Source organism: Halomicrococcus pelagicus (assembly GCF_050954125.1).
On sequence record NZ_JBPBWC010000020.1, the window covers coordinates 65,556 to 92,363 of the forward strand.

19 protein-coding genes and 4 pseudogenes are annotated in these 26,808 nt (G+C 57.5%); 10 read left to right on the forward strand and 13 right to left on the reverse strand.

Annotated features, from left to right (window positions below):
• Nucleotides 1-119: 119 nt before the first annotated feature.
• A pseudogene (locus ACRYA2_RS22885) lies at nt 120-866 on the forward strand (aspartate aminotransferase family protein); the annotation flags it as partial.
• Nucleotides 867-1,996: 1,130 nt separating this feature from the next.
• Here the strand turns inward: ACRYA2_RS22885 and ACRYA2_RS22890 are convergent.
• From ACRYA2_RS22890 to ACRYA2_RS22905, 4 genes are all read right to left on the reverse strand, one after another.
• Nucleotides 1,997-2,182 (reverse strand): hypothetical protein, encoded by a 186-nt coding sequence (locus ACRYA2_RS22890; protein WP_433633413.1) that lies wholly within the window; start codon nt 2,180-2,182, stop codon nt 1,997-1,999.
• Nucleotides 2,183-2,878: 696 nt separating this feature from the next.
• Entirely contained in the window at nt 2,879-3,163 is a 285-nt protein-coding gene (locus ACRYA2_RS22895) for a hypothetical protein (RefSeq protein ID WP_433633415.1), read from the reverse strand.
• A 342-nt stretch (nt 3,164-3,505) separates the two neighbouring features.
• Nucleotides 3,506-4,066, reverse strand: coding sequence for a hypothetical protein (locus ACRYA2_RS22900; protein ID WP_433633417.1), 561 nt, complete (start codon nt 4,064-4,066; stop codon nt 3,506-3,508).
• Between the two features lie 411 nt (nt 4,067-4,477).
• Entirely contained in the window at nt 4,478-4,825 is a 348-nt protein-coding gene (locus ACRYA2_RS22905; RefSeq protein ID WP_433633419.1) for an amphi-Trp domain-containing protein, read from the reverse strand.
• Between the two features lie 630 nt (nt 4,826-5,455).
• On the opposite strand from ACRYA2_RS22905, the pseudogene ACRYA2_RS22910 reads away from it, so the two are divergent.
• A pseudogene (locus ACRYA2_RS22910) lies at nt 5,456-7,217 on the forward strand (cbb3-type cytochrome c oxidase subunit I).
• Between the two features lie 321 nt (nt 7,218-7,538).
• Here the strand turns inward: ACRYA2_RS22910 and ACRYA2_RS22915 are convergent.
• A complete protein-coding gene (locus ACRYA2_RS22915; RefSeq protein WP_433633421.1) occupies nt 7,539-7,874 on the reverse strand; it encodes a DUF8118 domain-containing protein in 336 nt (111 codons plus the stop codon).
• A gap of 311 nt (nt 7,875-8,185) precedes the next feature.
• Here ACRYA2_RS22915 and ACRYA2_RS22920 point away from each other — a divergent pair, with 311 nt between their 5' ends.
• The 5 genes and pseudogenes from ACRYA2_RS22920 to ACRYA2_RS22940 all read left to right on the forward strand — a co-directional run bounded on the left by ACRYA2_RS22920 (nt 8,186) and on the right by ACRYA2_RS22940 (nt 12,847).
• Nucleotides 8,186-9,268: a metal ABC transporter substrate-binding protein gene (locus ACRYA2_RS22920; protein ID WP_433633423.1), complete on the forward strand. Its 1,083-nt coding sequence runs from the start codon at nt 8,186-8,188 to the stop codon at nt 9,266-9,268.
• Nucleotides 9,265-10,089, forward strand: a complete 825-nt coding sequence (locus ACRYA2_RS22925) for a metal ABC transporter ATP-binding protein (protein WP_433633425.1) — start codon at nt 9,265-9,267, stop codon at nt 10,087-10,089. The genes ACRYA2_RS22920 and ACRYA2_RS22925 overlap by 4 nt, the downstream gene beginning before the upstream one ends.
• Complete coding sequence (locus ACRYA2_RS22930) at nt 10,086-11,171, forward strand: metal ABC transporter permease (protein ID WP_433633427.1); 1,086 nt, start codon at nt 10,086-10,088, stop codon at nt 11,169-11,171. Before ACRYA2_RS22925 ends, ACRYA2_RS22930 begins: the two co-directional genes overlap by 4 nt.
• A gap of 97 nt (nt 11,172-11,268) precedes the next feature.
• A pseudogene (locus tag ACRYA2_RS22935) lies at nt 11,269-11,652 on the forward strand (metal-dependent transcriptional regulator); the annotation flags it as partial.
• Between the two features lie 382 nt (nt 11,653-12,034).
• A complete protein-coding gene (locus tag ACRYA2_RS22940; RefSeq protein WP_433633429.1) occupies nt 12,035-12,847 on the forward strand; it encodes a creatininase family protein in 813 nt (270 codons plus the stop codon).
• Nucleotides 12,848-12,866: 19 nt separating this feature from the next.
• Here the strand turns inward: ACRYA2_RS22940 and ACRYA2_RS22945 are convergent, their stop codons facing one another.
• The 5 genes from ACRYA2_RS22945 to ACRYA2_RS22965 form a co-directional block, all read right to left on the reverse strand.
• Entirely contained in the window at nt 12,867-14,390 is a 1,524-nt protein-coding gene (locus tag ACRYA2_RS22945; RefSeq protein WP_433633431.1) for an aldehyde dehydrogenase family protein, read from the reverse strand.
• Nucleotides 14,391-14,521: 131 nt separating this feature from the next.
• Nucleotides 14,522-15,766: an RNA-guided endonuclease InsQ/TnpB family protein gene (locus ACRYA2_RS22950; RefSeq protein WP_433633433.1), complete on the reverse strand. Its 1,245-nt coding sequence runs from the start codon at nt 15,764-15,766 to the stop codon at nt 14,522-14,524.
• A gap of 299 nt (nt 15,767-16,065) precedes the next feature.
• On the reverse strand, nt 16,066-16,863 hold the full coding sequence (locus tag ACRYA2_RS22955; protein ID WP_433633435.1) for an ATP-binding cassette domain-containing protein: 798 nt from the start codon (nt 16,861-16,863) through the stop codon (nt 16,066-16,068).
• On the reverse strand, nt 16,847-17,866 hold the full coding sequence (locus ACRYA2_RS22960) for an ABC transporter permease (protein ID WP_433633437.1): 1,020 nt from the start codon (nt 17,864-17,866) through the stop codon (nt 16,847-16,849). The genes ACRYA2_RS22955 and ACRYA2_RS22960 overlap by 17 nt, the downstream gene beginning before the upstream one ends.
• Before the next feature lie 29 nt (nt 17,867-17,895).
• The gene (locus tag ACRYA2_RS22965; RefSeq protein ID WP_433633439.1) at nt 17,896-19,134 is read right to left on the reverse strand and encodes a sugar ABC transporter substrate-binding protein; all 1,239 of its coding nucleotides are present in this window, start codon (nt 19,132-19,134) and stop codon (nt 17,896-17,898) included.
• Between the two features lie 709 nt (nt 19,135-19,843).
• Here ACRYA2_RS22965 and ACRYA2_RS22970 point away from each other — a divergent pair.
• The 3 genes from ACRYA2_RS22970 to ACRYA2_RS22980 all read left to right on the forward strand — a co-directional run bounded on the left by ACRYA2_RS22970 (nt 19,844) and on the right by ACRYA2_RS22980 (nt 23,463).
• Nucleotides 19,844-21,394 carry an SLC13 family permease gene (locus tag ACRYA2_RS22970; protein ID WP_433633441.1) on the forward strand — a complete coding sequence of 517 codons (1,551 nt, stop codon included), beginning with the start codon at nt 19,844-19,846 and terminating at the stop codon, nt 21,392-21,394.
• Between the two features lie 801 nt (nt 21,395-22,195).
• Complete coding sequence (locus ACRYA2_RS22975; RefSeq protein ID WP_433633443.1) at nt 22,196-22,621, forward strand: universal stress protein; 426 nt, start codon at nt 22,196-22,198, stop codon at nt 22,619-22,621.
• 383 nt (nt 22,622-23,004) lie between these two features.
• Complete coding sequence (locus ACRYA2_RS22980; RefSeq protein WP_433633445.1) at nt 23,005-23,463, forward strand: pyridoxamine 5'-phosphate oxidase family protein; 459 nt, start codon at nt 23,005-23,007, stop codon at nt 23,461-23,463.
• Between the two features lie 1,089 nt (nt 23,464-24,552).
• Here ACRYA2_RS22980 and tnpA read toward each other — a convergent pair.
• The 3 genes and pseudogenes from tnpA to ACRYA2_RS22995 all read right to left on the reverse strand — a co-directional run.
• Nucleotides 24,553-24,720, reverse strand: a pseudogene (tnpA, locus tag ACRYA2_RS22985) (IS200/IS605 family transposase); the annotation flags it as partial.
• Complete coding sequence (locus tag ACRYA2_RS22990; protein ID WP_433633447.1) at nt 24,695-25,651, reverse strand: HAD-IC family P-type ATPase; 957 nt, start codon at nt 25,649-25,651, stop codon at nt 24,695-24,697. The pseudogene tnpA and the gene ACRYA2_RS22990, both read right to left, overlap by 26 nt.
• 156 nt (nt 25,652-25,807) lie before the next feature.
• Nucleotides 25,808-26,665, reverse strand: a complete 858-nt coding sequence (locus tag ACRYA2_RS22995; protein WP_433633449.1) for a universal stress protein — start codon at nt 26,663-26,665, stop codon at nt 25,808-25,810.
• Nucleotides 26,666-26,808 lie beyond the last annotated feature (143 nt).

Consider the following 26,808-nt stretch of genomic DNA (forward strand, 5'->3'; position numbering starts at 1 on the left):
CCGAGCGTATACTAACCGCATTCACCAATAGGCTATTGGACAGCCGTCAGAAACAGTATGCTGAATACACAGTCCGTACTGAGCGCCTATCTATCCCGCAACTTCGCGCGGTGGCTCAACCGTTCCCGGCTGTTTCGCATCATGGCGATGCCGAGAAGGAGACAGAGGATTCCTATAGTGGCCTTGCGAACCCTGCCGGTGTTTGGATCGAGCCAATCCAAGGCGAAGGCGGTATCGTCGTCCCTCCGTCAGGATTTCTCTCGGAACTAAAAACCATCACTGATGCTAATGATATCCCACTAATTGTCGACGAGATCCAGACTGGCTTCGGTCGGACTGGACAGTGGTTCGCCAGCGACTGGGAAGACGTCACCCCTGATATGATGCCTATGGCTAAGGGTATTGGAGGTATTGGTCTCCCACTTTCCGGAACGATGTATCATGAGTCTCTTGATACATGGGAAGCCGGTGGTCACGTTGGTACCTTCAGAGGAAATGTCCCCGCGATGGTGGCTGGAACTCGTACTATAGAATATATTGAAGACAACGACCTACTGGCTCATGCTCGAGATATAGGGGAGTATATGCGTGACCGGCTTCGTGAAATAGCTGCGAGTACAGATAGGCTAATCGATGTCCGAGGGCGGGGAATGTTCACCGGTGCTGAATTCACGAGTACCGAAACGGAATCCGGCAAGGAACTAGTCAAAGGCATTCAAGAATACTGTTACGAACGTGGCGTACTAGTTTGGTCGGCTGGTCGCCAAAGTAATGTACTCCGTCTGATCCCTCCGCTTGTGCTTACGCAAGACCAGGCTGAAACTGGCATGAATATCGTAGTTGAGGGTATTGATCAGCGGATCTAATCACCTTTTACCAGATCATCTACAATCATTTATTGATATCGGAAATTACTGGTTAACATTTATTTATTTGAAGTCATACATACAGATTTGCATATACCTCTGCGCCAGCAATGCAGTCTTCCCATTCAGTGTCCTTTGATTCGCCATGTATTATGACACCCACAGATGGAATAAAACCATCGTAGTAGGAACAATCTCGTGAACATATTTTGCATCGGGGCCAGCTCCGTTAGTGAGATGTTTGTATGCCGCGTTGACTAATTCTGCGGCCTCAACGATCACATTTCGTATTTTAGGCGAAAAAGTGCTGAGGGAATATACCAAATTTCCACAACCTCATATTCTGTTTAATATTTTGATAGAAAGACTGCAGTGGCACTGTCTAGCTAAAGAGCGAACAGTTCTTGGAGACGGATGCTATGGTCGCCCGAGAACCGTTCATCATAACTTTGGAACCGAATCCGCTTGAGTGCTGGGACGATGAGAGCACCGCGAGCGCTTGCTGAACTCGGTGTCTGTGATACGAGTGTAGCCGATGCAGAGCAAATCAGTATTGTACATGAAATCGCCGATGTAGATATAGGCTCGCAGCTGGCCGTTCTCGGCCTTGCCGACCGTGGGACCGGTGACAACCGTGATGGGGTTGAAGCAGCAGTGAGGCGTGTGTCGTCGAGCGCGACGTGACGGTTCCAGAAGGACCCTTGATGGGTTGAAGCTCGGGCTGGTCCGGGAGATCATCGATCGGGGTGGGAGGGAATTCCAGAAGGACCGTTGATTGACGCAGGCGGTCGACCAGTCTCTGAGACGGCACGGGCGAGAATACCAAGAGCAAGGCGCTCGACCGTGCCGTCGAGTTCTATCTGAAGACGCGGGAGAACTTGACCGCAGTTCCGACTGGCGCACTCGAGGAGTAATGACGGCTGCTGAGGAGTGCGTCTCTCTCACGCTCGAGGAGATCGCTACGATTGTCGACAGCGATGAGATTCCCGTCGAAGCAGCGACGTCCTAGTCCGTCAGTAGTGAGGATAATGGCTTTTCGTCGAATGGCGTGCGGAGAAACGAGGGGAGACACTTGCGAGCGGTCTTCTGCTGGTCATCAGTAGCTTCACAACCATTTAGATATAGTATGCCTAGCTCTCAGAAGTAACGAACAGGACGACGAGTGCCAGTCCAAAAGATGTCGCCGACAGCGGTTTCCAGTTCCCTGTCTTTCCAACGTGGTAAGTGGCTACACAGACTCCTAAAATTCCCACCAGAGACAGAGCTATCTCTACTTTCTCGTCAACGACGAGTTTCGGTACTGAATCTTCACTCATGAGAGAAACTATTGATATATTAAATTATAACTGCTATGCTTTCTCGGCTGAGTGTGCCACGTTCGCACACCTACCTAACGGCTGTTTCAATAGGAAAGGTGTTGAACCAATAGGGTTTCAACATAGCCGGATATTATTATCTGGGGTTTGTGGTGTCTCTTCGTTGGCTCCGGCAGTCTTGACAACGGCGACGTCACATGGGGCGTGTTCGACGACGTGGTCGATGATCGACCCGGTGGTGAGTCTGCTTGACTTCATTTGGGTAAGGGGGAGAACTCGCTTGCCCCGACACAACAGATGACGGTTGGAGCGGGAGGGGTGTAATCCTATCTGTCTGCGAGGAGAGAATCCCGCCGTTTACGGCGGGAGTGAAGCCGACAACTCCCACACAAACCACGCATCGACCCTAATACGGATATTGAAGTAGTATTGGTTTAAAATATAACGTACACCGAGGCGGTCACACCGCCCACTCAATTGCACACTATCGGGACTCCGAGGCCCAGACCGTTCGAGACACCCTCTCGAACCGCTGTGGTGTCTCGGTCAGCAAGATAACTCCGAGTCCCATGCCGGGATAGGAGTAACGGCGGTGTGGCCCCGCCATTGACCCGTCATGCCGACGGGTCGGAAACCAGCAAATATCCCAACCCAGCGGTGCCGTGGGACGCCTCGCCGTTTACGGCGAGGAGGAGGTCATTCGGGGACTTCCTCGAGCTTTTCGAGGAAGTGCAGCTCCGGTTCACCGACAACTCCCGCTTCGTCCATTGTTTCGCGGAGGTCAGCGGACGCTGCGAAGTCGTGTGCGTCCTTGAGTGACTCCCATTCCAACAGCGCGACGACCTCGTTGGGGTCGCCCTCCTTGTGGAACAACTGACCTCCCTTGCTCCCGCTTTCCGCACGGGTACTCGCGTGGTCGTCAAAATACGGTTTCCACTCCTCATAGTCCTCGACCGTATGATCGATGAGCAGGTATGGCATTTGATGGCACACCCTCTCCCGATACGTTGGCTAGTACAATAACGGAGGGGGTGGAAGCCGTAGTGAATATACGCGCTGTATCCAGCACAGCACTTCTGACAGCGACTGAGGAAGTCATCGCACTCGTGCTGAATAGAAAGCGCATATTGGCCACGAGACTCGCACTGGTTACGACGTAAATTAGTGATAAGGAGAACGGTCGTTGAATGTTCACCGGGATGCGACGCTATTGAATATACGCTCTGCATTGCACACAGTTACACAGGCGGTGCTGAATAACAGTAGTTGGTAATACGGTTTCTTTATTCAGAACCAACCTCGAAAATAGATTGGTTATTTGAACTACCAATCCCCAGGGTTAATCCCATCATCCTTATGGAATTGTGCGAAATCAAATGTGTGAATATCGGTCGTTTTCACGGAATACGCATCCTCCTCGACAGCAATGACATTGAATTGGTTGTCCTTTTCACGAACGTCTGCACGGCTGTTTAACTGAACGCGATTGAAGTCAGCTCGGGTTGTACGCGTGTTGAGACATCCGTACGAAGTATCCTCACTGCCAAAGTCCGTCCCGCAGACGCCGATGAGATACTCAACTTGGAAGTGCCTGCTGAGTCGCCGATGGTGCTCGTCACTTACGACGACGTTCGTCGGTGTGTCGACGCTCCCCGAGAAGAAATCGGGGTCGTACTGACCAGAGACCTCCTTTTCCTTCGTGTCGAACCGGAGATCAAGTGGTTCGTCAGTGTATCGTTGTCCGTTATACTCCCAACTAAGTGAAACCGCCTTCAACTGGAGGTGGCCGTTCTTCGATTGCTGAAGCGAGGAGAGGCATCCCCCGAGGACGCCTGCTGAGAGGGTCACTCCGGTAGATGCGAGAACCTGTCGTCTGGAGGGCATACTGAAATCTCCGGAGAGTAGTGGTAAGTATTTTTCCAGTAACGCACTTGTGTGAGTCTGAGGGACACATCTTCTAGATTGCGCACCTCCTTTGACCCTGTTCAGTTTACCCTCTGTATCTTGCACGCGGGTATTATCAGTCGTTGAGGATTTCAACAGAGCCCATTCCCCACTCCTCACAAACGGACCTGAATCGGCATGACTGAACACCCGGCGCGCTTTTTCTCCGACGACCGCCCCGTGCTGCTCCGGTCGGCGTTGACTACTGCTCTTGAATCTCGGACTTCTCTTTAAGTGGTTCTGGCGACAAGGGGTAGATACGACGGACAATCCTCGTGGTAACTCTTGTATCGCTACTAGATGCTATACTGATGAGCGCAGTGTAGGTCACTCATCGACGACGAGACGACGCTATTCTTCGCCGTCAGCCTCCGTTTCACTCGTTTCAGCCACCTCACTCTCGTCTTCATCGGACTCTTCCTCAGCCGAGACTGGCGCACCATCGCCCATCGACCACTCTAATTCGACCTCTAGTTCGGCTTCGTCCTCTTCCTCCTCATATTCGACTTCCACTTCGAACTGCTCGGAGATGGTCACGGTCCCCTCGTCGCCGCCGAGTTCTACCGATCCATTTTCGACGCCGTCAGCGAGCCGACGGAGAACAGTCGCTCCCTCCTCGCGGGACATGAACCCTTCCAACTCAAACTCCTCTTCCTCACTTTCCTCTTCATCGTTTCCAGTCTGCTCTTGATCTGTCACGCGTCAATAGATGGCTACGGTGTACAAAACTCCTCTTGCCACGCCTACCTCGTTAATATCAGAGTCCAACGCCTCGTTTCGGAAGACGGTGAGTGCCTCTGTCTCAGTTTCAGTTGTATAAACTCTCGCGTCAGTCCGTGTCTCGAGCGTCACTGCGAACCGTTCGACCCACTCAACGTCACCGATAAGCAAGACCGAGGAACGGTCGAGTACGGATGGGGACGAGCGCATTATTCGACCCTCAGACCCCGGTTGGCGGCGATCTGAGAGTGGCCCCACCTCTGCAGACCCGAGTGTAACTATCTGGTCATGCCTAGTTAGTATTCAAACCCCATGATAGATATTTGTGTTTGTTATTTAACCCTGGGAAGCACTAAGAACCGGAGTTGGGACCCGCTGTCTTTCGTACTCGGGGGAAGTCGGCCACTACTTCTGGAAGCGGGTGCGTTGTACCACTCTCTCATAGTATGAAACCGACCACGTCCAACCGCCTTCTACTGGCCGCTATATACGCAATTCGTCGAATGTGGTGCACTTATAAAGTAAATGGGCGAACATGTAACGAATAATCGCCATGTAAGTTTGTGACCTAGCCCCACCACAATGATGGAACTAGCGATTTCAGCCCTAATGAGTCTCTTGTTGCTTGGTGTTGGGTGGTGGCTTATGAGTTTCGAGGATTGGCGTTCTTACACACCGACTGGCGACGCGACTGGTCGGGAGTCGACCTCCGCGACGACCGAGAAACCCTCAGGATTCGTCCGGTGGTTGACGACGGTCGACCACAAGGACATCGGGCTCATGTACGGCGTCTTCGGACTCGTCTCGTTCGCGTGGGGTGGTACCGCCGTCATACTGATGCGGACAGAACTAGTCACGCCCCCTATCGACCTCCTCGGGGCGAACTTCTATAACGCGCTCATGACAACGCACGGCATCACGATGCTATTCTTGTTCGGCACGCCGATACTGGCAGCTATCTCGAACTACCTCATCCCGCTACTCATAGGCGCCGACGACATGGCATTTCCCCGCATCAACGCCATCGCGTTCTGGCTGCTGCCGGTGGCGGCCCTGCTCATCTGGAGCGGAATCCTCCTCAAACCGTTCGTCGGCGGCATCGAGGGTGCACAGACCGCTTGGACGCTCTATCCACCACTATCGATTGAGCAGGCGAATCCTGGCGTGGACCTACTGTTGCTTGGTCTCCACCTCTCGGGGGTCTCGGCGACCATGGGAGCGATCAACTTCATTACGACCATCTTCACCGAGCGCGGCGAGGAGGTGTCGTGGGCGAACCTCGACCTCTTTTCGTGGACCGTCTTGGTCCAATCAGGCCAAATCCTGTTCTCCTTCCCCCTACTTGGCAGCGCGCTCGTCATGCTGCTGCTCGACCGTAACTTCGGTACGCAATTTTTCGCTACGGACGGTGGCGGTCCCATCCTCTGGCAGCATCTGTTCTGGTTCTTCGGTCATCCCGAAGTGTACATCCTCGTGCTGCCGCCAATGGGGCTGGTCAGCCTCATCCTGCCGCGGTTCGCGGGCCGGAAACTGTTCGGATTCAAATTCGTCGTCTACTCGACGCTCGCACTTGGCGTCCTCTCGTTTGGCGTCTGGGCGCACCACATGTTCACCACTGGTATCGATCCCCGCATCCGCGCTAGCTTCATGGCGGTCTCGATTGCGATTGCAGTACCGAGTGCAGTCAAGACGTTCAATTGGATTACGACCATGTGGAATGGTCGAGTTCGACTGACCGCGCCGATGCTGTTCTGCGTTGGCTTCATCGCCAATTTCATCGTCGGCGGCGTCACCGGCGTGTTCGAGGCATCGATTCCGATCGATCTCCTGCTCCACGACACGTACCACGTCATCGCACACTTCCACTACGTCATCATGGGCGGTATCGCGTTCGCCGTTTTCGCGGCGGTCTACTACTGGTTCCCGCTTTACACCGGACGAATGTACCAGCGGACCCTCGCGAGGTGGCACTTCTGGCTGTCGATGATCGGCACGAACGTCACGTTATTCCCGATGATTCTGCTTGGCTACGGCGGGATGCCGCGTCGGTACGCGGGCTACGACCTCACCGTCGGCCCGGTCGGCTACTTCGCTGACCTCCACCAGATTGCGACCATCGGCGTCTACATGCTGGCACTCGGCCAACTCGTCTTCGTCTGGAACGTCGTCCAGTCATGGCTCGAAGGTCCCAAAATCGAAGATGCAGATCCGTGGAACCTCCGACACAGATGGCTTGCGCACGCACGAGTGGGCGTGGCTTGAGCGCAAACTGGAGACAACAGTAGCTGACGGCGGCGAACCAAGCGATACGAGCCGCACGACGGAACAAGACCCTGAAATTGTCGGGGCGAAGAGCGACGAGAGAGAGTAGGCTTCCGGGATGCCCGTCGGCTTTCAGAGGAGATATCTGAAGACAGGCATCGGTATTCTGGATCGTATTCGATGACGCCAGCCTGTCGCTCGGCGCGCTTGGAGACCTCCCAGTCGATGGAGTCGACAGGGAACTCGGAGAAGTGCTCGGCAGCGATATCGCCCGCGTGCATTCGTGCTCGGTCGAGCAGAGCTGCCTGTATCTTCGCTACAGTATCGCAGTCATCATGGTCATTTCGTCGATGCTGTGAGGTGAGCGTGCACTAGTCGGCGACGTCGGGCAACGTCTGTTGGCGAGTCATACAAACAGGAAGAGAGGTGGTTAGCAGCAATCCTTGAGCATGTCTTTGTCAGTGGTCTCAGTCCCGCAGTGCTCGCAGCGCCAGTAGCGGTGGTCGATGTTTCGGTACGTGTCCTGGCCGACGTGCGGGCCAGTGACGCGCGGCCCGTCGTCACTCGTGTCGTCATCGTCGTCAGTGGGGACGGCGTCGAGTGAGCCGTCGGCGGTCGCGTCTTCGACGGCGGCCATGTGCTTGCAGTGAGCGTGCCGGTGGACGTGATAGGTGCAGGCAAGTGCCTCTTCCGTCCCGTCGTCCAGAATGACGATGTATTGGTGGTCATCGGGGTTCTCATAGCTCTCATTCGTCACGTCGACCATTCCGGGGGCGTCGACGGCGAAACTGAACTGTTCGGACTGCGCGCGTTTCTGTGCCTTCTCGTCAGATTCAAGATCCGCGCTCGTTGTCGTCGAGCACTGTGGTTCAGATACTCCAATACGACCGAGCAGAGGAGATTGAGTACGGTTTGGTCGGGTCGGATGATGGAGCGGAGTGAGTGGCGGTATTTTCGCACGGACGATGTACCGACTCGTGCGGTCCGGTCACAATATTTTTTGGAATCACAATCTACAAGTGCGCCGCTAGAAAAAAGAGATTAGATGCGTCTAATCGATAGCTTTGGTGGTGGTCTATGACATGCAAGGTGCACGATGAACGAGCAGTGACGCGACGCAACGCGCTACGCGCTGGCGGTGCGGCGACACTTGTGGGATTGGCCGGGTGCACGGCACTGCCGAGCGCACCGGCACAGACCGGGAGTGACGGTGACGACGGAAGCGACGGACCGATCGCCGTAGCCTCGTTCTTCAGCTTCTTCGACTTCGGCCGACAGATCGCCGACGGGACCCCGCTGACGGTGGAGAACCTCGTCCCGACGGGACTCCACGGCCACGGTTGGGAGCCCAACGCCAGTATTACCCAGCGCATCATCGAGGCAGACGCGTTCATCCACGTCGGGGAAGACTTCCAACCCTGGGCCGACCGCGCCATCCACACAATCAAAGGAGACAACGTGGACACGGCGCTCATCAACGCCCGGAAGGGCATCGACCTAGTGAATCTCGCCGCGACCCTCGATCGTGAGGAGGAGGGCGTCGGCGCCCAGCGCGGGAAGGACCCGCACTTCTGGCTGGATCCCCGTCGTGCAAAGCAGTCCGTCGACAACATTGCCGACGGGTTCGCCGAGGTCGTCCCGGAACACGCCGATGCCTTCCGCGAGAACGCCGAGACGTACAAGTCCGAGGTGCTCGAACAAATCGATTCGGACTACGAGGCTATCTTCGACCGAGCCGAGCGCGACATCGTCCAGCTGGCCGCGCACAATGCCTTCCAGTACATCGGGGTGCGCTATGGCGTGCGAATGCGACCGCTAGTGACGAGTCTCGCGGCGAGCGGCGACGTTAAGCCCGCCGACATCCGCGAGGCGGCAAAGGTCATCCGCGAGAACGACATCAGGTATATCGCCAACGGGGTCTTCGAGTCCCAGCGCCCGGCCCAGCAGCTCGTCCGCGAGACGGACGTCGAGGCGTACCTCCCCGTGACGCCGTACGCCGGTGTCCGTGAGGAGTGGGTCGAGGAGAACTGGGGCTATGAGGAGATCGCCTACAATATCAATATGCCCACGTTCGAGATTGTCCTCGGCAACAAGACACTCGAGGACGCGGCCCCCTCGGAGGGCTGGCTCGAGCAGTGGCGGAACTTCGAACCGATATGAGCACACAGGATACCGATTCCGCGACGGCGGCCGGCACAGACGAACGGACAACCCCCGAGATTGACTCGGACACCACGATGAACGAGCCAATCATCGATCTCGCGGGCGTCACCTTCGGCTACACAGCGACACCCGTGGTCGAGGATGTCTCGCTGACCATCGACTCGGGTGAGTACGCCGCCATCGTGGGGCCGAACGGGTCTGGGAAGTCGACACTGATGCAGCTGATGTTGGGTCTACTTGAGCCCGACACGGGTACAGCACATCTGTTCGGCGAACGTGCCGACCGTTTCGACGACGGCGAGCGGATCGGCTACGTCGCCCAACAGGCTAGCGCCGCGAAGGAGATGCCTATCACCGCCCGCGAAGTGGTGAAGATGGGTCGATTCCCGCATGTCGGGTTTGGCCGACTGTCGAGCGAGGACTGGGCCATCGTTGACGACGCGCTCGCGACCGTCGGGATGAGTGCGTTCGCCGACCGGCGCGTCACGCAGCTCTCGGGTGGCCAACGCCAACGCGCGTTCATCGCGCGGGCGCTGGCGAGCGAGGCTGACTTGCTCGTGCTGGATGAGCCGACTGTCGGCGTCGACGCCGAATCGGTTGACGCCTTCTACGACCTGCTGGCGGCGCTCAACGCTGAGGGCATCACTATCATACTTATTGAGCACGACCTTGGGGCGGTTGTTGAGCACGCCGACCGTGTCGTCTGCCTGAACCGCGAGGTCTACTTCGACGGTCCGACCGACGAGTTCGTCGAAAGCGACGCGCTGGCCCGGGCATTCGGAACCGAGGTACGGTTTCTCACGGGGGTGGACGAATGAGCGCAGGCGTGGCGGCCACGCTCACGGCGAGTGTCCTCGCCACCGTGGACCTGTCGGTCGTGCTCCCGCTACAGAGCGGGCTGGGCGCCATCGGTGACTTGGTCTTCGGCGTCCTCCTGTGGTTCCTGGAGCAGTGGTACTGGCTGATGGACTGGGTGTACTACTTTACGGGTCTGGAGATGCTGAACCCGCGCTACCGGTTCATGCACCGGGCGATACTCGTTGGGCTCTGCGTCGGCGTGATGGCGCCGCTCATCGGGACGTTCCTCGTCCACCGACAGCTCGCGCTCATCGGAGACGCGCTAGCTCACACCGGGTTCGCCGGGGTAGCCGTCGGGCTGTTCCTGAACGCCGTCATCGACTTGGGGGTGTCGCCCTATCTCACCGCCGTCGTCGTGGCGATGATCGCCGCGCTGTTCATCGAACTCATCTCCGAGGTCACGGACGCCTATAACGACGTCTCGATGGCGATCGTCCTGTCGACCGGGTTTGCGCTGGGGACGACGCTCATCAGCCTCAACGCGGGTGGGCTCGCTGTCGGCGTCAATCAGTTCCTCTTCGGCAACCTCTCCACGGTGTCGCCCCAGAGCGCAGCTATCCTCTTGGTGCTGTTCGCCGTCATCGTCGGGACGGTGGCCGTGACACGCAATCAGCTCCTGTACGTGACCTTCGACGAAACCGCGGCCGCTGTCTCCGGCATCTCCGTCAACTGGTACAACCGGGTGATGGTGATGCTGACGGCGATGGTCGTGGTCGGCGCGATGCAGATCATGGGTGTCATCCTCGTCGCGGCGATGCTCGTGGTTCCAGTCGCGGGCGCGACCCAGGTATCCCGTAGTTTCTCCGAATCGCTTGTTGTCTCAGTCGTCCTCGCGGAACTCGCAGTGTTGCTGGGCATTGCTGTCGCCTACTACAGCGGTGTCACGGCCGGTGGGGTCATCGTCCTCGTCGCCGTAGGAATCTACATCTGCGCCGTCGCGCTGGGCAAAGTTCAATCTGTCCGTGGTGAACAGGCCACGCCCGACATGGGTAGCATTGAGTCCGACAGCGCCGATGTCGGCACCGGGACGGGGGATGACTGATGGTCACAGCCAGTGATGGCGACTCGCCAAGTGACGGTCGCACTCGAAGCGACAAGGGGGACAGTCGGACGTGTCGGCAGGAATACTGAGCGCGGTTATGGAGGACTACATCAAGGCGATTTACGCCATCGAGAGCGACAGCGACGAGCGGGTGTCGACCTCAGCTCTCGCCGACCACCTCGAGGTCACCGCGCCGACCGTCTCCTCCACGCTGAAAAAGCTCGAAGAACGCGGCCTGGTCGACCGCGAGGAGTACAAGGGCGTGACACTCACAGAGGAGGGGAAACTCGTCGCTCTCGAGATCCTCCGGCACCACCGCCTCCTCGAAGCGTTTTTGACCGAACAGCTTGACTACGATTGGGCCGATGTCCACGACGAGGCCGATAGACTTGAGCACCACGTCTCCAAGGAACTGACCGACCGCATCGCCGAGGTGCTAGTTGACATCCTCCCCGGCCTGAAGGGCGAGGATTCCCACGGCACCGCGCCGCTGGGATGGGATGTTTACGGTTTGTAGCCACCGCGTTGGACGGCTACTGGCTGTGCCAATCAGCCGTTACTCCTCTCCCGGCAGGGGATTCGGAGGTACTTTTGCTGACTGCACCCCGAAGTCCCACCACAGAAAGAGGATGCTTTCTGGGTGGAATCAGGGAATCCCGATACTGTCCGAGTAAGTGGGCGGGCAGGCCGCCTCGGTCGACTAATAGTACGGGATTAGGTGAGTTAAAACAGCCGTCCTGCACATCGAACGTGGTCTGTGGTGGGGTTGTCGGATTCACCCCCGCCGTTTACGGCGGAGCTTTCTCCTCGCACTTCCGTAATTGACGCTCGGGTTTTTGCAGTTGCGGCCCGATTACGGTCACATGATTTACCAGCATTTCGGTGAAATAGATGTCTCGTGGGCCGGGAGAACTGCGTCCGAAATCACTAGTCTTGCAGCCGAGAGTGGCTCGATTCTCGTCGTACCGGTCGGAAGCCTCGAACAACACGGAAAGCACTTGCCAGTCGCTACTGACACAATCCTGGTCGATGCCGTCGTCACTGAGAGTGTGAAACAAGTGGCCGGCGATCTTCCCGTGCTTGCTCTTCCACCTGTTTGGACTGGTTACTCGCCTCACCACTTACCATTCGGCGGCACCATCACCCTCGACAACGAGACGCTCCTTCATGTCCTTGAGGAGATTGCTGATTCGGCACTGGAAAGTGGCTTCGATGCGCTGCTGTTGGTCAACGGCCACGGGGGGAATAAATCACTCGTCGATGCTGCAACCAGTGCCATTGGTGTCACGCATCCTGACCACGAAATTCTTGATCTAACGTACTTCGAGCTCGCGCAATCGTTCGTCGACGATATCCGAGAGAGCGACTCCGGTGGCATGGCGCACGGAGGCGAGTTCGAGACTTCGCTTCTCATGCATCTTCGCCCCGAACTCGTTCGCGAAGACAGCATCGAGGGCGAATATCCCGATGAACCATACGAACGAGCTTCGGTCGACTTAGTGGAAAGCGGATCACTATCCGTCTATCGACCGTTTACGGCGTACTCGTCGTCCGGCGTGATTGGTGACCCTGAATTGGCGAGTGCAGAGAAAGGAAAGCAGATTTTCAACCAGCTCTGCGAAGCTCTCGCAGACATCATCCAGGAGATCCATGATCAAACGACGGCCAGCACCTAATCCGCCAATTGATTTGGATTCAATCTGTGTCGCTGCCTTGATCGAGCGGTGACTTTGCGTTCTCGTAATCGACAGCAATCGTCTTGATCTGTGAGAGTTGTTCGAGTGAGTACTTCCCACCGATTCGTCCGTGGCCACTGTTCTTGCCACTGTAACCGCCGAACGGTGTGTGAATCTCCCAGTACGCACTACTATCGTTGACGTTGACGATGCCGGTTTCAATGCGCTCAGTGAAGTAGTGCATCAGTTCGATGTTACTGGTGAAGACGCTGGACGTGAGTCCAAGCTCGATTCCGTTGGCGATTGCTATCGCTTCGTCATAACTTTCGAACGAGATGATTGGAGCGATCGGCCCGAACGATTCTTCCCAGTTTACCGCCATCTCGGTTGTTACGTTGTCGAGAACGGTCGGCTGGTAGTACCGATCCGTCGGCATGTTCTCTGCACGGCTCCCCCCAGCAACGACTGTCGCACCCTGTTCTTTCGCGTCGGCGATATGACGGTCCATCTTGTCGGCGACAGCATCGTTGTTGAGCGGGCCGAGATCCGTTCCCTCAGCCATCGGGTCATCGAGTGACAACTGCTGTGCGTGGTCGGCAAGCCGAGAAACAAATTCGTCGTGGACATCCTCATGGACGAGAATGCGCTCGCTCGCAGAACAGATCTGGCCGGCATTGCTGAAACACCCAAAGGACGTACATTCGACCGCCGCATCAAGATCAGCGTCATCGAGAATAATGACAGGGCCATTCCCCCCGAGTTCGAGGAGAGTTGGTTTCGTTCCGGCATCCCTCGCAATCGCTTCACCCGTCTCGGGACTTCCCGTAAATCCAATTACATCAGTGCCATCGTTGACGACGAGTTCGTTCCCAACAACCGGCCCCTCGCCAGTAACTAGGTTGAGTGCGCCGTCAGGCAGTGATGTGTCCGAAAACACGTCGAGTAGTCGAGTTGCGACGACTGAGGTGGTTGGTGCTGGCACCCAGACGACACTGTTCCCGGCGGCGAGGCCGGGCGCGAGATACTCTGCCGGAATGTTCAATGGGTAGTTCCATGGCGTGATGACGCCAAGAACACCGTGCGGCTTTCGGAGAGTGTAGATATGTTTTCCAGCGTCTTCCGACGGGATGACCTCTGTTTCGTCGCGCTTGACGTCCTCAGCTGCGTTCCGAAACTCCTTCGCACAAAGGTCGACCTCGACTCTCGCCTCGGCGAGTGGCTTTCCCTGGTCTTTCGTCAGCCATTCAGCCAACCGATCGCTGTTTACATCGATGGCGTCGGCAAGTTCGTGACAGAGTTCGGCGCGTTCGAACGCTGTCATGAATTCGAGCTCTGGCTGGATATCTCGTGCCGCGTCAATCGCTCGTTGTGCGTCTGTTCGCGTCCCAGCGGGCATCTCACCGAGGGTGTCTCCTGTTGCCGGATTCGTGACAGCGAAGGTTTCGTTGCTCTCACTATCGGTCGGTTCGCCGGCAATGTACATCGGAAACGACGTCGGTTCATCCCCCATCTCGGTCGCTGATTCACTCCCCCAATCTGTCATGGTTCACGTTATCATCGCCCACGATTGTGCATAAGTCCTCTGGAGCGATCGACCACGCTCTTCGACCCAATCACGACTTTGCAGGGCGAAACGCGCCGTGAACGGTGGGTGGGTTGGTGAACTACCCTACCCTACTCACTCACCGCTGACGCGGCTCGTTCCTTGAGGGTAGGGCTTCCTGCTTCGATGACGCGCTTTGCAGGAACCGTAGTGGTTTCCGTCGGGAGCGCAGTCTCCACAGGCGGTGATTCGGAGCGTCCCGCTCCTACTTGTTTCGCACCGCGAGACAGAATGTTCCACGCCGCGTTCCAGTCTCGGTCGGCGGTGAACCCGCACGACGGACACGAATGTTCACGGACCCACAACGGCTTCTCCGTCGAGATGCCGCACGCCGCGCACTCCTTGGTCGTCCCTGCTGGTTCGACCGCCACGAAGTGTGTTCCTGCTCGTTCGCACTTGTATTCGAGCAACGAGAGGAACGTCCGCCACGCGGCAGAGGCAGTGTTGCGGCTGGTCGACGGCGACTCCATCATCCTCTTCACGTTGAGGTCTTCGACCGCCACGAGATCGTACTCCCGAGCGTAGTAGTTCGAGAGCTTGTGCAAGAAGTCGCGGCGCTTGCGTCGGAGGTCGGCGTGACACTCCGCCACGCGCCGCCGTTGGGTCTCGTAGTTGTTCGACCCGTGTCGCTTCCGCGAGAGTTTTCGTTGTTCGCGTTCCAACCGCTCGCGTTCGTCCGAGAGGTCAACCGATTCGACGGCGTACCCGTCTGTGTCGTGGGCGTACTTCAGGATGCCCACGTCGATACCGACGCACTGCTCGGGGTTCTCGGGCGGTTCGGGGGTCTCACGGTCCATTTGGACGCCGAATGTGGCGAACCACTCGCCCGTCGGTTCTTTTTTGACCGTGACCTGCTTGAGCGTGGCGTCGTCGGGGATGGGTCGGTGAAGCCGTATCGGGATGTCCGCGAGTTTTGAGAGCGAGAGGACAGTCTGACCGCCCTTCTTGTCGAGCTTGAAGCCAGACTGACTGTACGTGAAACTTCGGAACTCCCGTAGCGGTTTCCACTTGAGTTGGCCGACGCCGTAGCCGTTCTCCTTGAGTTTGGAGAGTCCTTTGAGGTTGTCGAACAGCCGTTCCACGACGGTTTGGAGGACCTTCGAGTACACGTCCGAGAGGCCATCCCACCACTGCTTCAGGTCGGGTAGCTCTGACCGTAGCGTGGTCATGGACGGCAATTCACCGTGTTCGTCTTGGTACTCGTTGAGGCGGTAGAGCATGTGGTTGTACAGCTGCCGACAAATATCGCGGTGGCGGTCCAACGCCTCGCGGTGGGCGTCGGACGGCTTGAGGCGGTATTTGTAGGCGTAGTACATGGCGTTACTCGCGTTCTTCGATAAGTTCGTCCAACTGCTCTCGGACGAACGACGAGAGGTTGAGGTGTTGGTCCTCAATCCACTCGTCTTGGTCCTCCCGAATAGTAATCGTCTTCCGTTTCACCGTAATGCATGCTATGCACGCCACACGTATACAATCGTCGGTGGACGTGGGCCGTGGGCCTGCAATAGAACATGTATGAACGGATGATGACGGCGCTATATCCCCGCCCTACTGCGCTACTCGGGCTTCGCCCTACGTTGATCGTTGAGGACAGGGGCTTAGCGCCTGTATCCAGCTAAGACGGCGGTCGTCCGCTTCGAAGGATGTCGGCCACCGCCGCTTTGTCAGTCTGGTCTGGATCGACGGTTGCGACGAGCTGCCCACGATACATCACAGCGATGCGGTCCGCGAGACTGAACACGTCCTCCAAGTTGTGACTCACGACGATCTGGGTATGCCCCTCCTCTTTCAACCGATGCATCGTCTCGTGGACTAACTCGGTCCCTGCGACGGACAAGGCACTCGTCGGTTCGTCAAGAATGAGCACCTCTGGATCGAACAGCAGCGACCGCCCCACTGCGACGAGTTGGCGCTGGCCGCCAGACAGAAATGCCACCTCAGTCGTCGGTCGGATGTCCTGCTGGAGAAACTCCAGAATCTCGGTTGTATCATCGTACGTCTGGCTCCAGTCGATAACCTCAACCGGGCCAACACCAAACCGTGTCGGAAACTTCCCCATATGGATGTTCGTCGCGATGTCGAGATCGTCCATCAATGCAAGATCCTGATAGACGGTCTCAATACCGCGCTTGCGGGCGTCGTTCGGATTCGAAAACTGTACCGGTTCTCCTTCGAAGATAACGCGACCGGTCGTCGGCCGATGGACGCCCGAGAGAACGTTCATCAGCGTCGACTTCCCTGCCCCGTTGTCACCAACGAGGGCGAGGATTTCGTTCTCGTAAACCGGCAGCGTCACGTCTTCGACGGCGATCACTCGTCCGAACTGTTTCGTGACGTTCTCGAAGCGAGCTTTCTCGGACGGACCGTCTCGAGCGTCCACCGCAGCTGTTTCGAGATTATCGTCCGTAGTCACGTGGCTCCACCTGCTGTGAGAGAATGCGTTCGCGCAGCCGACGCCGCGAGCTGTACACCAAAATCGCGCCAAGGAGCACGAGGCCGTTCACCAACGTTACCTGCTCGGGTGGCGTTCCGCTGATGTTCAGGGCGGCCTGAATGACTCCGAGAAGCAGTACACCGCCAAGCGCGCCCGTGACCTTTCCACGACCGCCAAAGAGACTCACGCCACCGATGACCGCGGCCGCAAACGCCGGGAAGACGAGTTCGTCACCGATCGTCGGCGGGACGACGCTGATGAAACCAGTGAGCATCAGACCACCAGCAGCGGAGAGCACGCCACTGATACCATACACCGCGATTATCATCCGTTCGGTGTTGATACCGACCGCACGCGCCGCCTCCTTATCGCTCCCGACTGCGTAGATCGCCTGTCCGAACGAGGTGTACTTCATCACTAACCCGACGAGGACGAACGTGAGGACGAGCAGACCGACCGAAATCTCGGCTGAATTCCCGATCTCGACGTACCCCTCCGGTAATCCCGTGACGGTAATCGTACTCAAGCTGAGCTTCGCGCCTTGAAGGATGATCAGGAACGCAAGCGTCTGTAGGAATGGGTTGATGCCCACTTTCCCGACCATCACGCCATTCACGAGACCGACAGCCAACCCGATCGAGAGAATGACGAGAACACCGACGAACGGATCCGAAACGAGAGCCCACTTGTTCGCCGAGACGATGAGCCCCGCCAACATTGCGGAGAACCCGGCGATAGAGCCGACGGAGAGATCGAAGTGCCCCGAAATGAGACAGACGGCTTCCGCGAGTGCAACGAACCCAAGTCCGACCGACCCGTGGAGAATGAATTCGAACGACCGCAGGTTCGTAAACGTCCGGGGGACGACCAGCCAGATAGCCAGCGACATCAACAGCAGAATCGGCCAAATCATGTTCTCGAGCATCCGTAGCAGGAACTCGTCGATATCGACCGACCGTCTGATGGCGTCGACAGTGCTCATGGATGTGAATATACGGCTAGGAGGGGACGTCACTCGACAGACGCGTCAGGTCCCCAGATGTTCCCCCACAGATACGGCGCGTCAGCGTTTTCCTCGGTGATCTCGACGTGACTCGTGACGAACTGACGATGGTTCAACGCTCGACCGACCGTGGCGGGTGACCAAATCGGTGCCTGCCAGAGTTCGACGCCTCGATGCTGAGCAGGTTCGATACTGATCGTCTCGCCACCACCATTACTCGCAGTCGTCGTTGCGTTCGTAGCCGTCGTGGTCTGGTTACCTGTTTCGGTAACCGGCTCTTTCGTCGAGGTCACGGTCGACCCTTCCGACGGAAGCGCTGATTCCCCTTCGTTGACGTACCGTTCGAGATACGCCAATGCAAGCGGGCCGTAGAAGTAATTCGGCTGGTCGACGGCGCCGTCGATGAATCCCTCCATGATCATTTCGTGTGTGTTCTGCGACCCGTCAAGTTGCGTCATCACGATGTGGTCGTCCTGTCCACGAGGGGCAGCCAAGTCCATCTCCTGGAGTGCCGAAAGGGCTCCAAGACTCATCAGGAAATTCGCCGAGTAGATAGCGTCCGGTGGTTGGTTAGCGTTGATCCACTCCTGTGTGCGCTGTTTGGATGTCGAACGCACCCAGTCACCAACAACTGTATCAGCGACAGTGACATCGTCGGTTTGCTCGATAAGGTTCACAAACGGCTCATGTCGTAAGCGAGCGATGTCGCGTCCCGGTGGTGCACGAACTTCGAGAACCTGGTATTGGTCTTGGTCCGACTTCTGCTGTCGGAGATTTTCGACGAGCATCTCACCGGCGCGGCGTGCCGCCGCTTCGTCGTCCCACGAGAAGTGCATCTTGTCGGCACCAGTGGCAGCGTCGATATCCACCGTGAACACTGGAACACCAGCGTTAGTTGCTTCTTCGACAACCGATGCAATCGCTTGGGAGTTGAACGGGATCAAAACGATACCGTCGAAATCTTGATTGACCATCTGGCGGATGTCCGAAATCTGTTTCTGGCTTTCTCCGCCGGTGGTAAACAGGTTGTAGTCAAATCCTTGGTCTTCCGCGTAGAATCGTGTTGCTTCGACAACTGCAGTCACCCACGCTCCGGACGTGAAGTGTGTCGAAAGGCCAACTGTGAGTGTGTCATCCTGCCTCGTGTACCCTGACAGTCCTGTCATTCCCAGAGCGGTCGCACCGCCAACGCCTTTCAGATACGAGCGTCGGTCCAAATACGCCCCCTCTTTGTTTTGCGATACCATACATCACGGACTACCATCTGTATCGTGCTAATAGTTAACTATTATAAATGAACAATTTAGGAGGTAGTTCAAACAAACTCAAACTGAGATATTCTTCTTGCCGGCTCTGTAAACAGGTGGAACAATACCAATCGATCTGTACCCGAAGGCACGGGGATTCCAGACTCCGCAGGCGACTTCCCTTTACGGGTGGTTCGGAGTGTCCTACTCCTACCGAATGGACACTCGACCACAACCGACGATGCGCGCTTGGTGTCGCGCTTGAACACCGGCGGAATCGTGGTGAGCATCGTACTACCACAATTCGACCGTGTGAGGAGTACGTGTGTCGGTGAGAGAGTACGAAAGACGATGACGGCGCTGTCTCCCCTCCCTCCTCGCTCGCTCCGCTCGCTCGTTGAGGACGGCGGCTTAGCACCTCAATTCAGCTAAACTGTCGGTCTTCACAGGCGGTACGAGGCGGATGCCACGGGGCTTGACCCCGAGGCGGTTGACTCTGGCACTCCCTCTATTCAGCGCGCCATTTCTAGTGCAGATTTCAACGTAGCAAGGGAACCGAGGTCAGATTGCACCCGTACTTCTCGTTTTGCTCGGGACGGTCCTGAACGTCGGTCTGGTCGCTTCCTGTTTGTGGGTCGGTGAGTGACGAACCAGCGGAGAGGTAATACTAACATCGACCGACCAGCTAACATGCATACAGGTAAGTCCTGTGTCATCGAAGTACATCACTAGAGTCCTGACGATCACGCTCGCCATACTCTTGATGGGTATCGTTGCGACTATCTCCACCCCTGGGTCACTCACTGTTGCCGGCCAGTATGCGGTCGCAACAATGGTGTTCGCGGCAGTCCTCTGGGTCACTGGCGCGCTTCCGCTTCCGCTCACAGCCCTGATTATCCCGATTCTTCTGACGGTGTTCGGGGTCTATCCAGACTTCGGGGCTGCAGTCGCGGGTTTTGCCGATCCAGTCATCTTCCTGCTCCTGGCGGGATTCATGTTCGCCGAAGCGCTCCAGAAACACGCCATCGATCGACGAATCGCCCTCGCTTTACTCGTCCGATTCGGGACATCGGCCCGGGGACTCGTCTTCGGCGTCATGGTCGCGACAGCGTTTCTCTCGATGATCATCTCGAATACAGCCACGGTCGCGATGATGGTTCCGATTGTCCTCGGGATCATCGAGAGCGTCACCGATCTGATGAAGGCAGGAGAGGGACGTCCCGGATCGGGTGCATCGAACCTCCAGATCGGGATGTTGCTCGGGATCGCCTACGCGGCGAGTCTAGGGGGTGTCGGAACGCTGATCGGAACCCCGCCGAACGCGATCGTCGTCGGCCAGCTGAACCAACTACTCGGCTACGAGATCACGTTCGTCGAGTGGCTTGCGATCGGGCTCCCGATGGTAGTTGTCACACTCCCAGTCGCGTGGGCACTCCTGACGTACGTCGTGTACCCACCCCAACAGTACGATGTAAGCCACGCACGGAAGCGTGCCCGTGACCAACTTCATTCGATGGGAGCGCTATCGACTCGCGCACGCCGCACCGTCGGAATTTTCGGAATAACTGCCTTCCTGTGGCTTCTCGGCGGGCTCGGATTCCTGTTCGAAGACGTGCTCCCACGTGAGTGGTACGTCACGCTCTTCGGCGGGGGTGGGAGAAATGTGTTTGGAACTGCTGGCCACGAGGGGGTGCTGTTCTACGTTCTCGTCGGCTTGCTCGCTATTCCTGTACTGGTTGTTAGCGGCGCGACAGCCTGGGACGACTTGACAGACATCGATTGGGGGACGTTACTGCTGCTCGGCGGCGGCATTTCGTTGGCGAACGCGTTGGCCGACACGAACGCGACGGTGTGGCTCGCGGAAGTGACGCTCGGTTCTCTCACGGGAACTTCTATCGTCGTGATCCTCCTCGTCATGATCACGATGACGATCGTCGTCGGCGAACTGGCGTCGAACACCGCGATGGCCGCCATTCTCGCCCCGCTGCTCATCAACATCGGACCAGCGTACGCTGAAGCGCTCAGCACATCGGAAGAACTCGCAGCAGTGCTTCTAGCAGTGACCGGAGCTATCGCTGCCAGTTACGGGTTCGCGTTGCCGGTCGCGACACCCCCCAACGCAATCGTCTTCGGTGCTGGGTATATCGAACGCGAACACATGCTCCGTGCAGGCGCGCTGCTTGACGCCGTCGTCATCCTGCTGACGACAGGTGTCGCGTACCTACTCATCCGGTTCCTCTGGCCGGTCGTCCTCGGCTGACCGGCTACGTCCGGATTCGAAGGTTAACGAGGTCTCATTTGGAGCAAAATAGGTATCTCATGGCGGAAGCACGAACGCAGATATCATGGTGTCGTGGACGTTTGAGGCGGGTGAGAAACGAGCGTGCCCGACGCGACAGGGCGACTGTCCCGACGCTACGCCGTGACCTCGGACCGTTCACGCTCGTTGACAGAGAGGATGGCACGGAATTCACAGTGTATCCGAAGCACAGACTGCCAGAGGTTGCTGGTTTCAAACGTTTGATACGTTAAAACCTCTGGCTGCCGGCTATCTTTCATAGGCGAGAGAATACCGCTGTGTACGGCGGGCGTGAATCGCCGTCTTAGGTAGATTTACGTGTTCGGTGACCGGACTGGGTGCTGACCGACGCAAAACACCCAAGATACCTCCGAGTCAGCAGGGCAGAACCCCAACCCCACTGCCGGATAGGAGTACCGGCGGCGTGGCCCCGCCAGCACCCCGTCGGTGTGCAAACGGACGGTCCCAACGCAGCGGGCTTCGGCTTGTGGGAAGCCCCGTCGTTTACGACGGGGAGGAGGTCACTCGTTACAACCCGATCCCGTTCGTCTCTTCGTTATGACTCAGCTCCTTCCCTGCATTTTTTTGAATCAACGGGCAGCGTAGGGACAGTCTCTGATAGCTTGTTCGAGGGGCAACCAGGGCGTGAACGGCCACACGAAACTTAGTAGTGAATCTTCTGGCGCGAGGGTGATAGAAGGCACTCAGGAGCGTCGAGTTCTAGCCCTTGGTTCTTTGCTCCCTGTCGCGTACTGGGATACGATGTACGATCGGATTCTCGTCGCAACGGACGGGAGTGACAATGCGCAACGCGCTACGCGCCAGGCTCTCGATCTGGCCCGGAAGTACAGAGCCGAACTCCACGCCGTCTATGTTATTGAAACCAGAACAGAGTACGATAATGCAATCGTCGATTCCGATGTCGTACGGCAGAACCTTCGAGAGGAAGGAGAAGAAGCGCTGACGGCCATAGAGGGTGAGCAGGATGTCTCCGTCATCACCTCGATTCGGGAGGGAGTTCCGCACGAAGAGCTTCTAACGTACGTCGAAAATCGGAGAATCGATCTCGCAGTCGTGGGCGCGAAAGGACGCTCCGCCTTCAAGACGATTCTCCTCGGAAGCACGGCCGAGGCACTCCTCCGAGCGGACCAAGTTCCAGTATTAGTCGTCAATAGTACTGCTGAGTGAGCGACTACAGAACACTTTCCCGTCTTCGAGCGCACCATGTGTCGCGTCACGATTCAGTCGACAGAAGTCAACACGCGAACGCGGCCGCTCACCACGAGCGCTGGCTTACGGACGAATTCGACATGCCCGTCCACATACTGAGCGTGGTCGATACTGGCGCATATAGCGGCCAGCTCACCGATTTCGACAGGACTGTTCGGGAACGTCGAATAACACCCGAAGAACAGGCCAGAGATGCGATGACAACCGCGCACCGAAGCCGAAGAAATCGTCGAGACAGCTGCCGAGAAGGCAAACCAGCGGGGGATAGAAGTGAAGACGCACATTTAGCTTCGGTAGAGTTTGGAGACACGATTTTTGACGGTCCAACTCGAAGTACTCGTATGGAAGACGTTCGCTCGGTACAGATGAGCACAGCAGAACAGAATGAATTCTTGGGTAGTGGTGGGACGGGTGTCATCTCGTTCGCTCCGTCCAGCGACGGCCCTCCGTATACCCGACCGATTTCGTACGGATACGATGCGGATACGGGGGATTTCTATTTTCGGCTTGCCGTCGGTCCCGAGGACGCCGGAAAGAGAGAAATTATCGATGAAGACGAGGAGATTTCGTTCGTTACGTACGACGAGACGGATCGTGGTTGGCGAAGTGTCATCGCAACCGGTAGACTGGACGAGATCACGGAATCAGCACTCGACCCCGACATCGTTGAGGTGATGCAGCGAGTGAGAATCCCGTTCGTGGACGTGTACGACAGTCATCCCCTCACGCTGGAATTCCGATTCTTCCAGCTCACCCCGGACGAGGTTACTGGCCAACAAGAAGCTGGAACCGGAGAGTGAGTAGCTCGAATGGCCGGAAGACGGAGAGGACGGTGGCGAATTCGAAATCGAATAACGCTCATCGCCGTTTTCGCGGGGGGAGATGAACAGGGCGACCGAGAGAGTACCTATCCAGGAAATGAGCGCCTCAGATTCGAACAAGACGAGTTCGGACACCGTCGGTGGCAGAGTATCGGTTAAACGAACGAGACTACCACCGACGACGGGGAAGAGCGTGGGTGTGATAGTCAATGCTCACTTACCTATTTTATTGAAAGACAGATGAGTTACTGGAACGCACGTGAATGGTCACTGCCCTGGCCGCCAGTGGTCGTGGGCTTTCTTCTTCTGGCGGTAGCACCGCTCGTTCTCTTCGGCTTCGGTGTGTGGGGAACCCTCCTTCCGCGGGGGCTCATAATACTGAGTCCCGTCCTCATTGCTGGTACCCTCGGAACCGGGTTAGGAATCAGATACGAGTGGTGGGAACTGCGTCGTTTGACATCCTCCCCGCCCTGAAGGGCGAGGATTCCCGCGTGGGGCATCGGACCGTTCCCAAGCCCCCGAGGGCAATTTCCTCCCACCGATGGGAGACCGGGTTCGTGCGCTCCACGTCAGGGCGGTGAGCGCATGGTGACGCCGACTCTTAGCGAGTCGCCCTGCTTGTGGCGCTCCCACGCCCAGTCCCAAGCGGACTGTGCGAACGCGGGGGATTCACACCCTTCGTTTCGAGGAGCGTGACACGGGCCGTGCCATCGACCGAACTCCGCCACGCCGATTCGTAGCGAAGTGCAACCGCGAACGGGGCGGGTTTTGGTTAAGCCGTCACCCCCTCCCGTACACGGGCGTTACCGCCCGATTCCAGCGGGGCTACGGGTTCTGTGAGGACGGCGAACGAGTCTCAACCACGGACTCCCCACCTCGTTGTGAACCGAGGTGGTGGGCGTGGAACCGTCCGTGTCGGCGGGAAGCGACCCCGAGTCTTCCGATTGATACTTTACGCGATTGGCTTGGACTACAGTATGATGCCGGGCCACTTGATAATGTTGGTTGCGTAGGGGTTGTCGGATTCATCCCCGCGCTAAAGCACGGGGCTTTCTCCTTGATTTTCCGTAAGTGCTTGCCCGAGTACGACTTGACCTGCTGGGCGATGTCGGCAGGACTGTGCTTCGGGTCGCACTGGACGAACAGGTGTAGGTGGTCGTCCGCAATCTCCAACGCCAGAATCTCGTGCCCGAAGTGGTCGGAAGTCTCCTCAAACAACTCTCGCACATCGTCCTCCCATTCGCCGGCTAGCGACACCCAGCGCGACGGTGATACCAACGGGGAGTCCTTCGGGGATCGCCGACACGGCCAGTGCCACGGCGAACAGGAACATCTCGACGGCGTCGTACTGCTGGACGAAAATTCCGAGGAGAGCGGTGATTGCCGCGGCGACGAGCACGACAAGTCCGACGATACGGGTGAATCGCTCCATGCGCGTCACGAGAGGTGGCTGCCCGCCCTCGACGGCCGTAACGTCCTCGGCCAGTCGGCCGACGACCGTATCGGCACCGGTTTCGACAACGAGACCGCGGCCACGTCCACGGTTGACGACTGTGCCCGCGTAGGCCATATTGCGCCGATCTCCCAACGCGGCCCGGTCGTCGCCTGCCCACTCCTCGTCTTTCAGGGCGGGGGCTGATTCGCCGGTGAGTGCTGACTCGTCGATCTCCAGGCTGTGCGTCGAAACGAGACGAATATCTGCAGGAACGCGGTAACCCGATTCGAGGACAACAACATCTCCTGGGACGACCTCCTCTCCATCGATGTCGCGTGTCTCCCCATCTCGGATGACCGTCGCGCGAGTGCGGATGAGTTGCTGGAGTGCCTGACTACTGCGCTCCGCACGCCATTCCTGGATACCGCCGACGAGCGCGTTGACCAACAGTACCGCAGCGATGAATCCGGCGTCCGTCTCCTCGCCAATAGCGAATGAGACGATTGCCGCGACAGCGAGAATGTAGATGAGGGGATTCTTGAACTGACGGAGGAAGATCTGCCAGACCGTGTCTGGCTTCACTTTCGGCAGACGATTTGGTCCGTATTCGGAGAGGCGGTTTGTGGCATTCTCGGTCGAGAGACCACCTGGCTCGGCTTCAAGGGCGTCGAAAATCTGGCCGAGTCCCCGCGAATACCAGCTTTCGGTGTCCTTCGAAGCGGAGACAGCCATTGGTTAGGGATGTACGCCGGGGGACGACTTAGTGGTCAATGGTCAGTACAGAAACTCGGTGCCCTTCGACCAGAGAAGCGCTTCAGGACGGAGTCAATGTTGAGAACGATAGTCTCTATGCTGTGAGACTGACCAATGACTTCCAAAGCCGCTGGTTCACTCTGGCTGCCGAACCGTCATCACAGGTACTGGTGACGTCCGCACTGTTTTCTCGGCAACACTCCCCAGGAGGTATCGCTCGATGCCACTCCGTCCGTGAGTTCCCATTACGACGAGATCGATATCGTGCTCCTCAACGTAGGAGCGAATCGCTCGATATGGGTACCCGTGTTGTATCGCAGTTTCGACTGCTGTAACGGATGCCTGGGTAGCTTGCTCCTCGATGGTTTCTACCGCTGACTGTGCCGATTCTTCGAGCGCATCAAGGATTGCACCCGAACCGACATCAGTTCCCATCGCCATCGTATCGATGACAGAGAGAGCATGTATGCGAGCATCGTAGGTGCTGGCAATATCGACAGCGGGGCCAATAGCGGCCTCAGCCCCCTCGCTTCCGTCGGTCGGGACCAAGATGTCGGTGTAGGGGTACGTGATTTCACCGTCGTCTTTCGCTTTGACTGTCAACACTGGCACATTCGATAGCCGGACAACCTTCTCAGTGACGCTTCCCAGAAGATACCGTTCGACGCCGGTCCGGCCGTGAGTCCCCATGACGACGAGATCGATATCCTGTTCTGTTGCGTATCGCAGAATCGCCTTGTGGGGGATGTCAGTACGGACGGCTTGTTCGACTTCGACGCCACTCTCCGAAAGCTCGTTGCAGGTTCTCTCTGCAGTCTCCGCTCGTTCTTGCTTGATTTGGTCGGACTGGGGTGCGTTTTCGAGCGTTCTGGGATCGGCCACACACAGTGCATGTACTCTCGCTTCATAGCGCGTTGCCAGGTCTTCGGCATAACCGACTGCCGCCTGCGCACAGTCACTGCCGTCAGTCGGGACGAGGATATTGTCGAACATCAGTCGATAACAGGGAGTTCGACTTGAGGCCTCATCAAGGATGGGAGTGGAATCCTGTAGGCGAATTTGACATCCTCCCCGCACTGAAGCGCGAGGATTCCTTCGTGGGAGAGCACGCCGTTCGTGCGTCCCCGAAGGCAGCC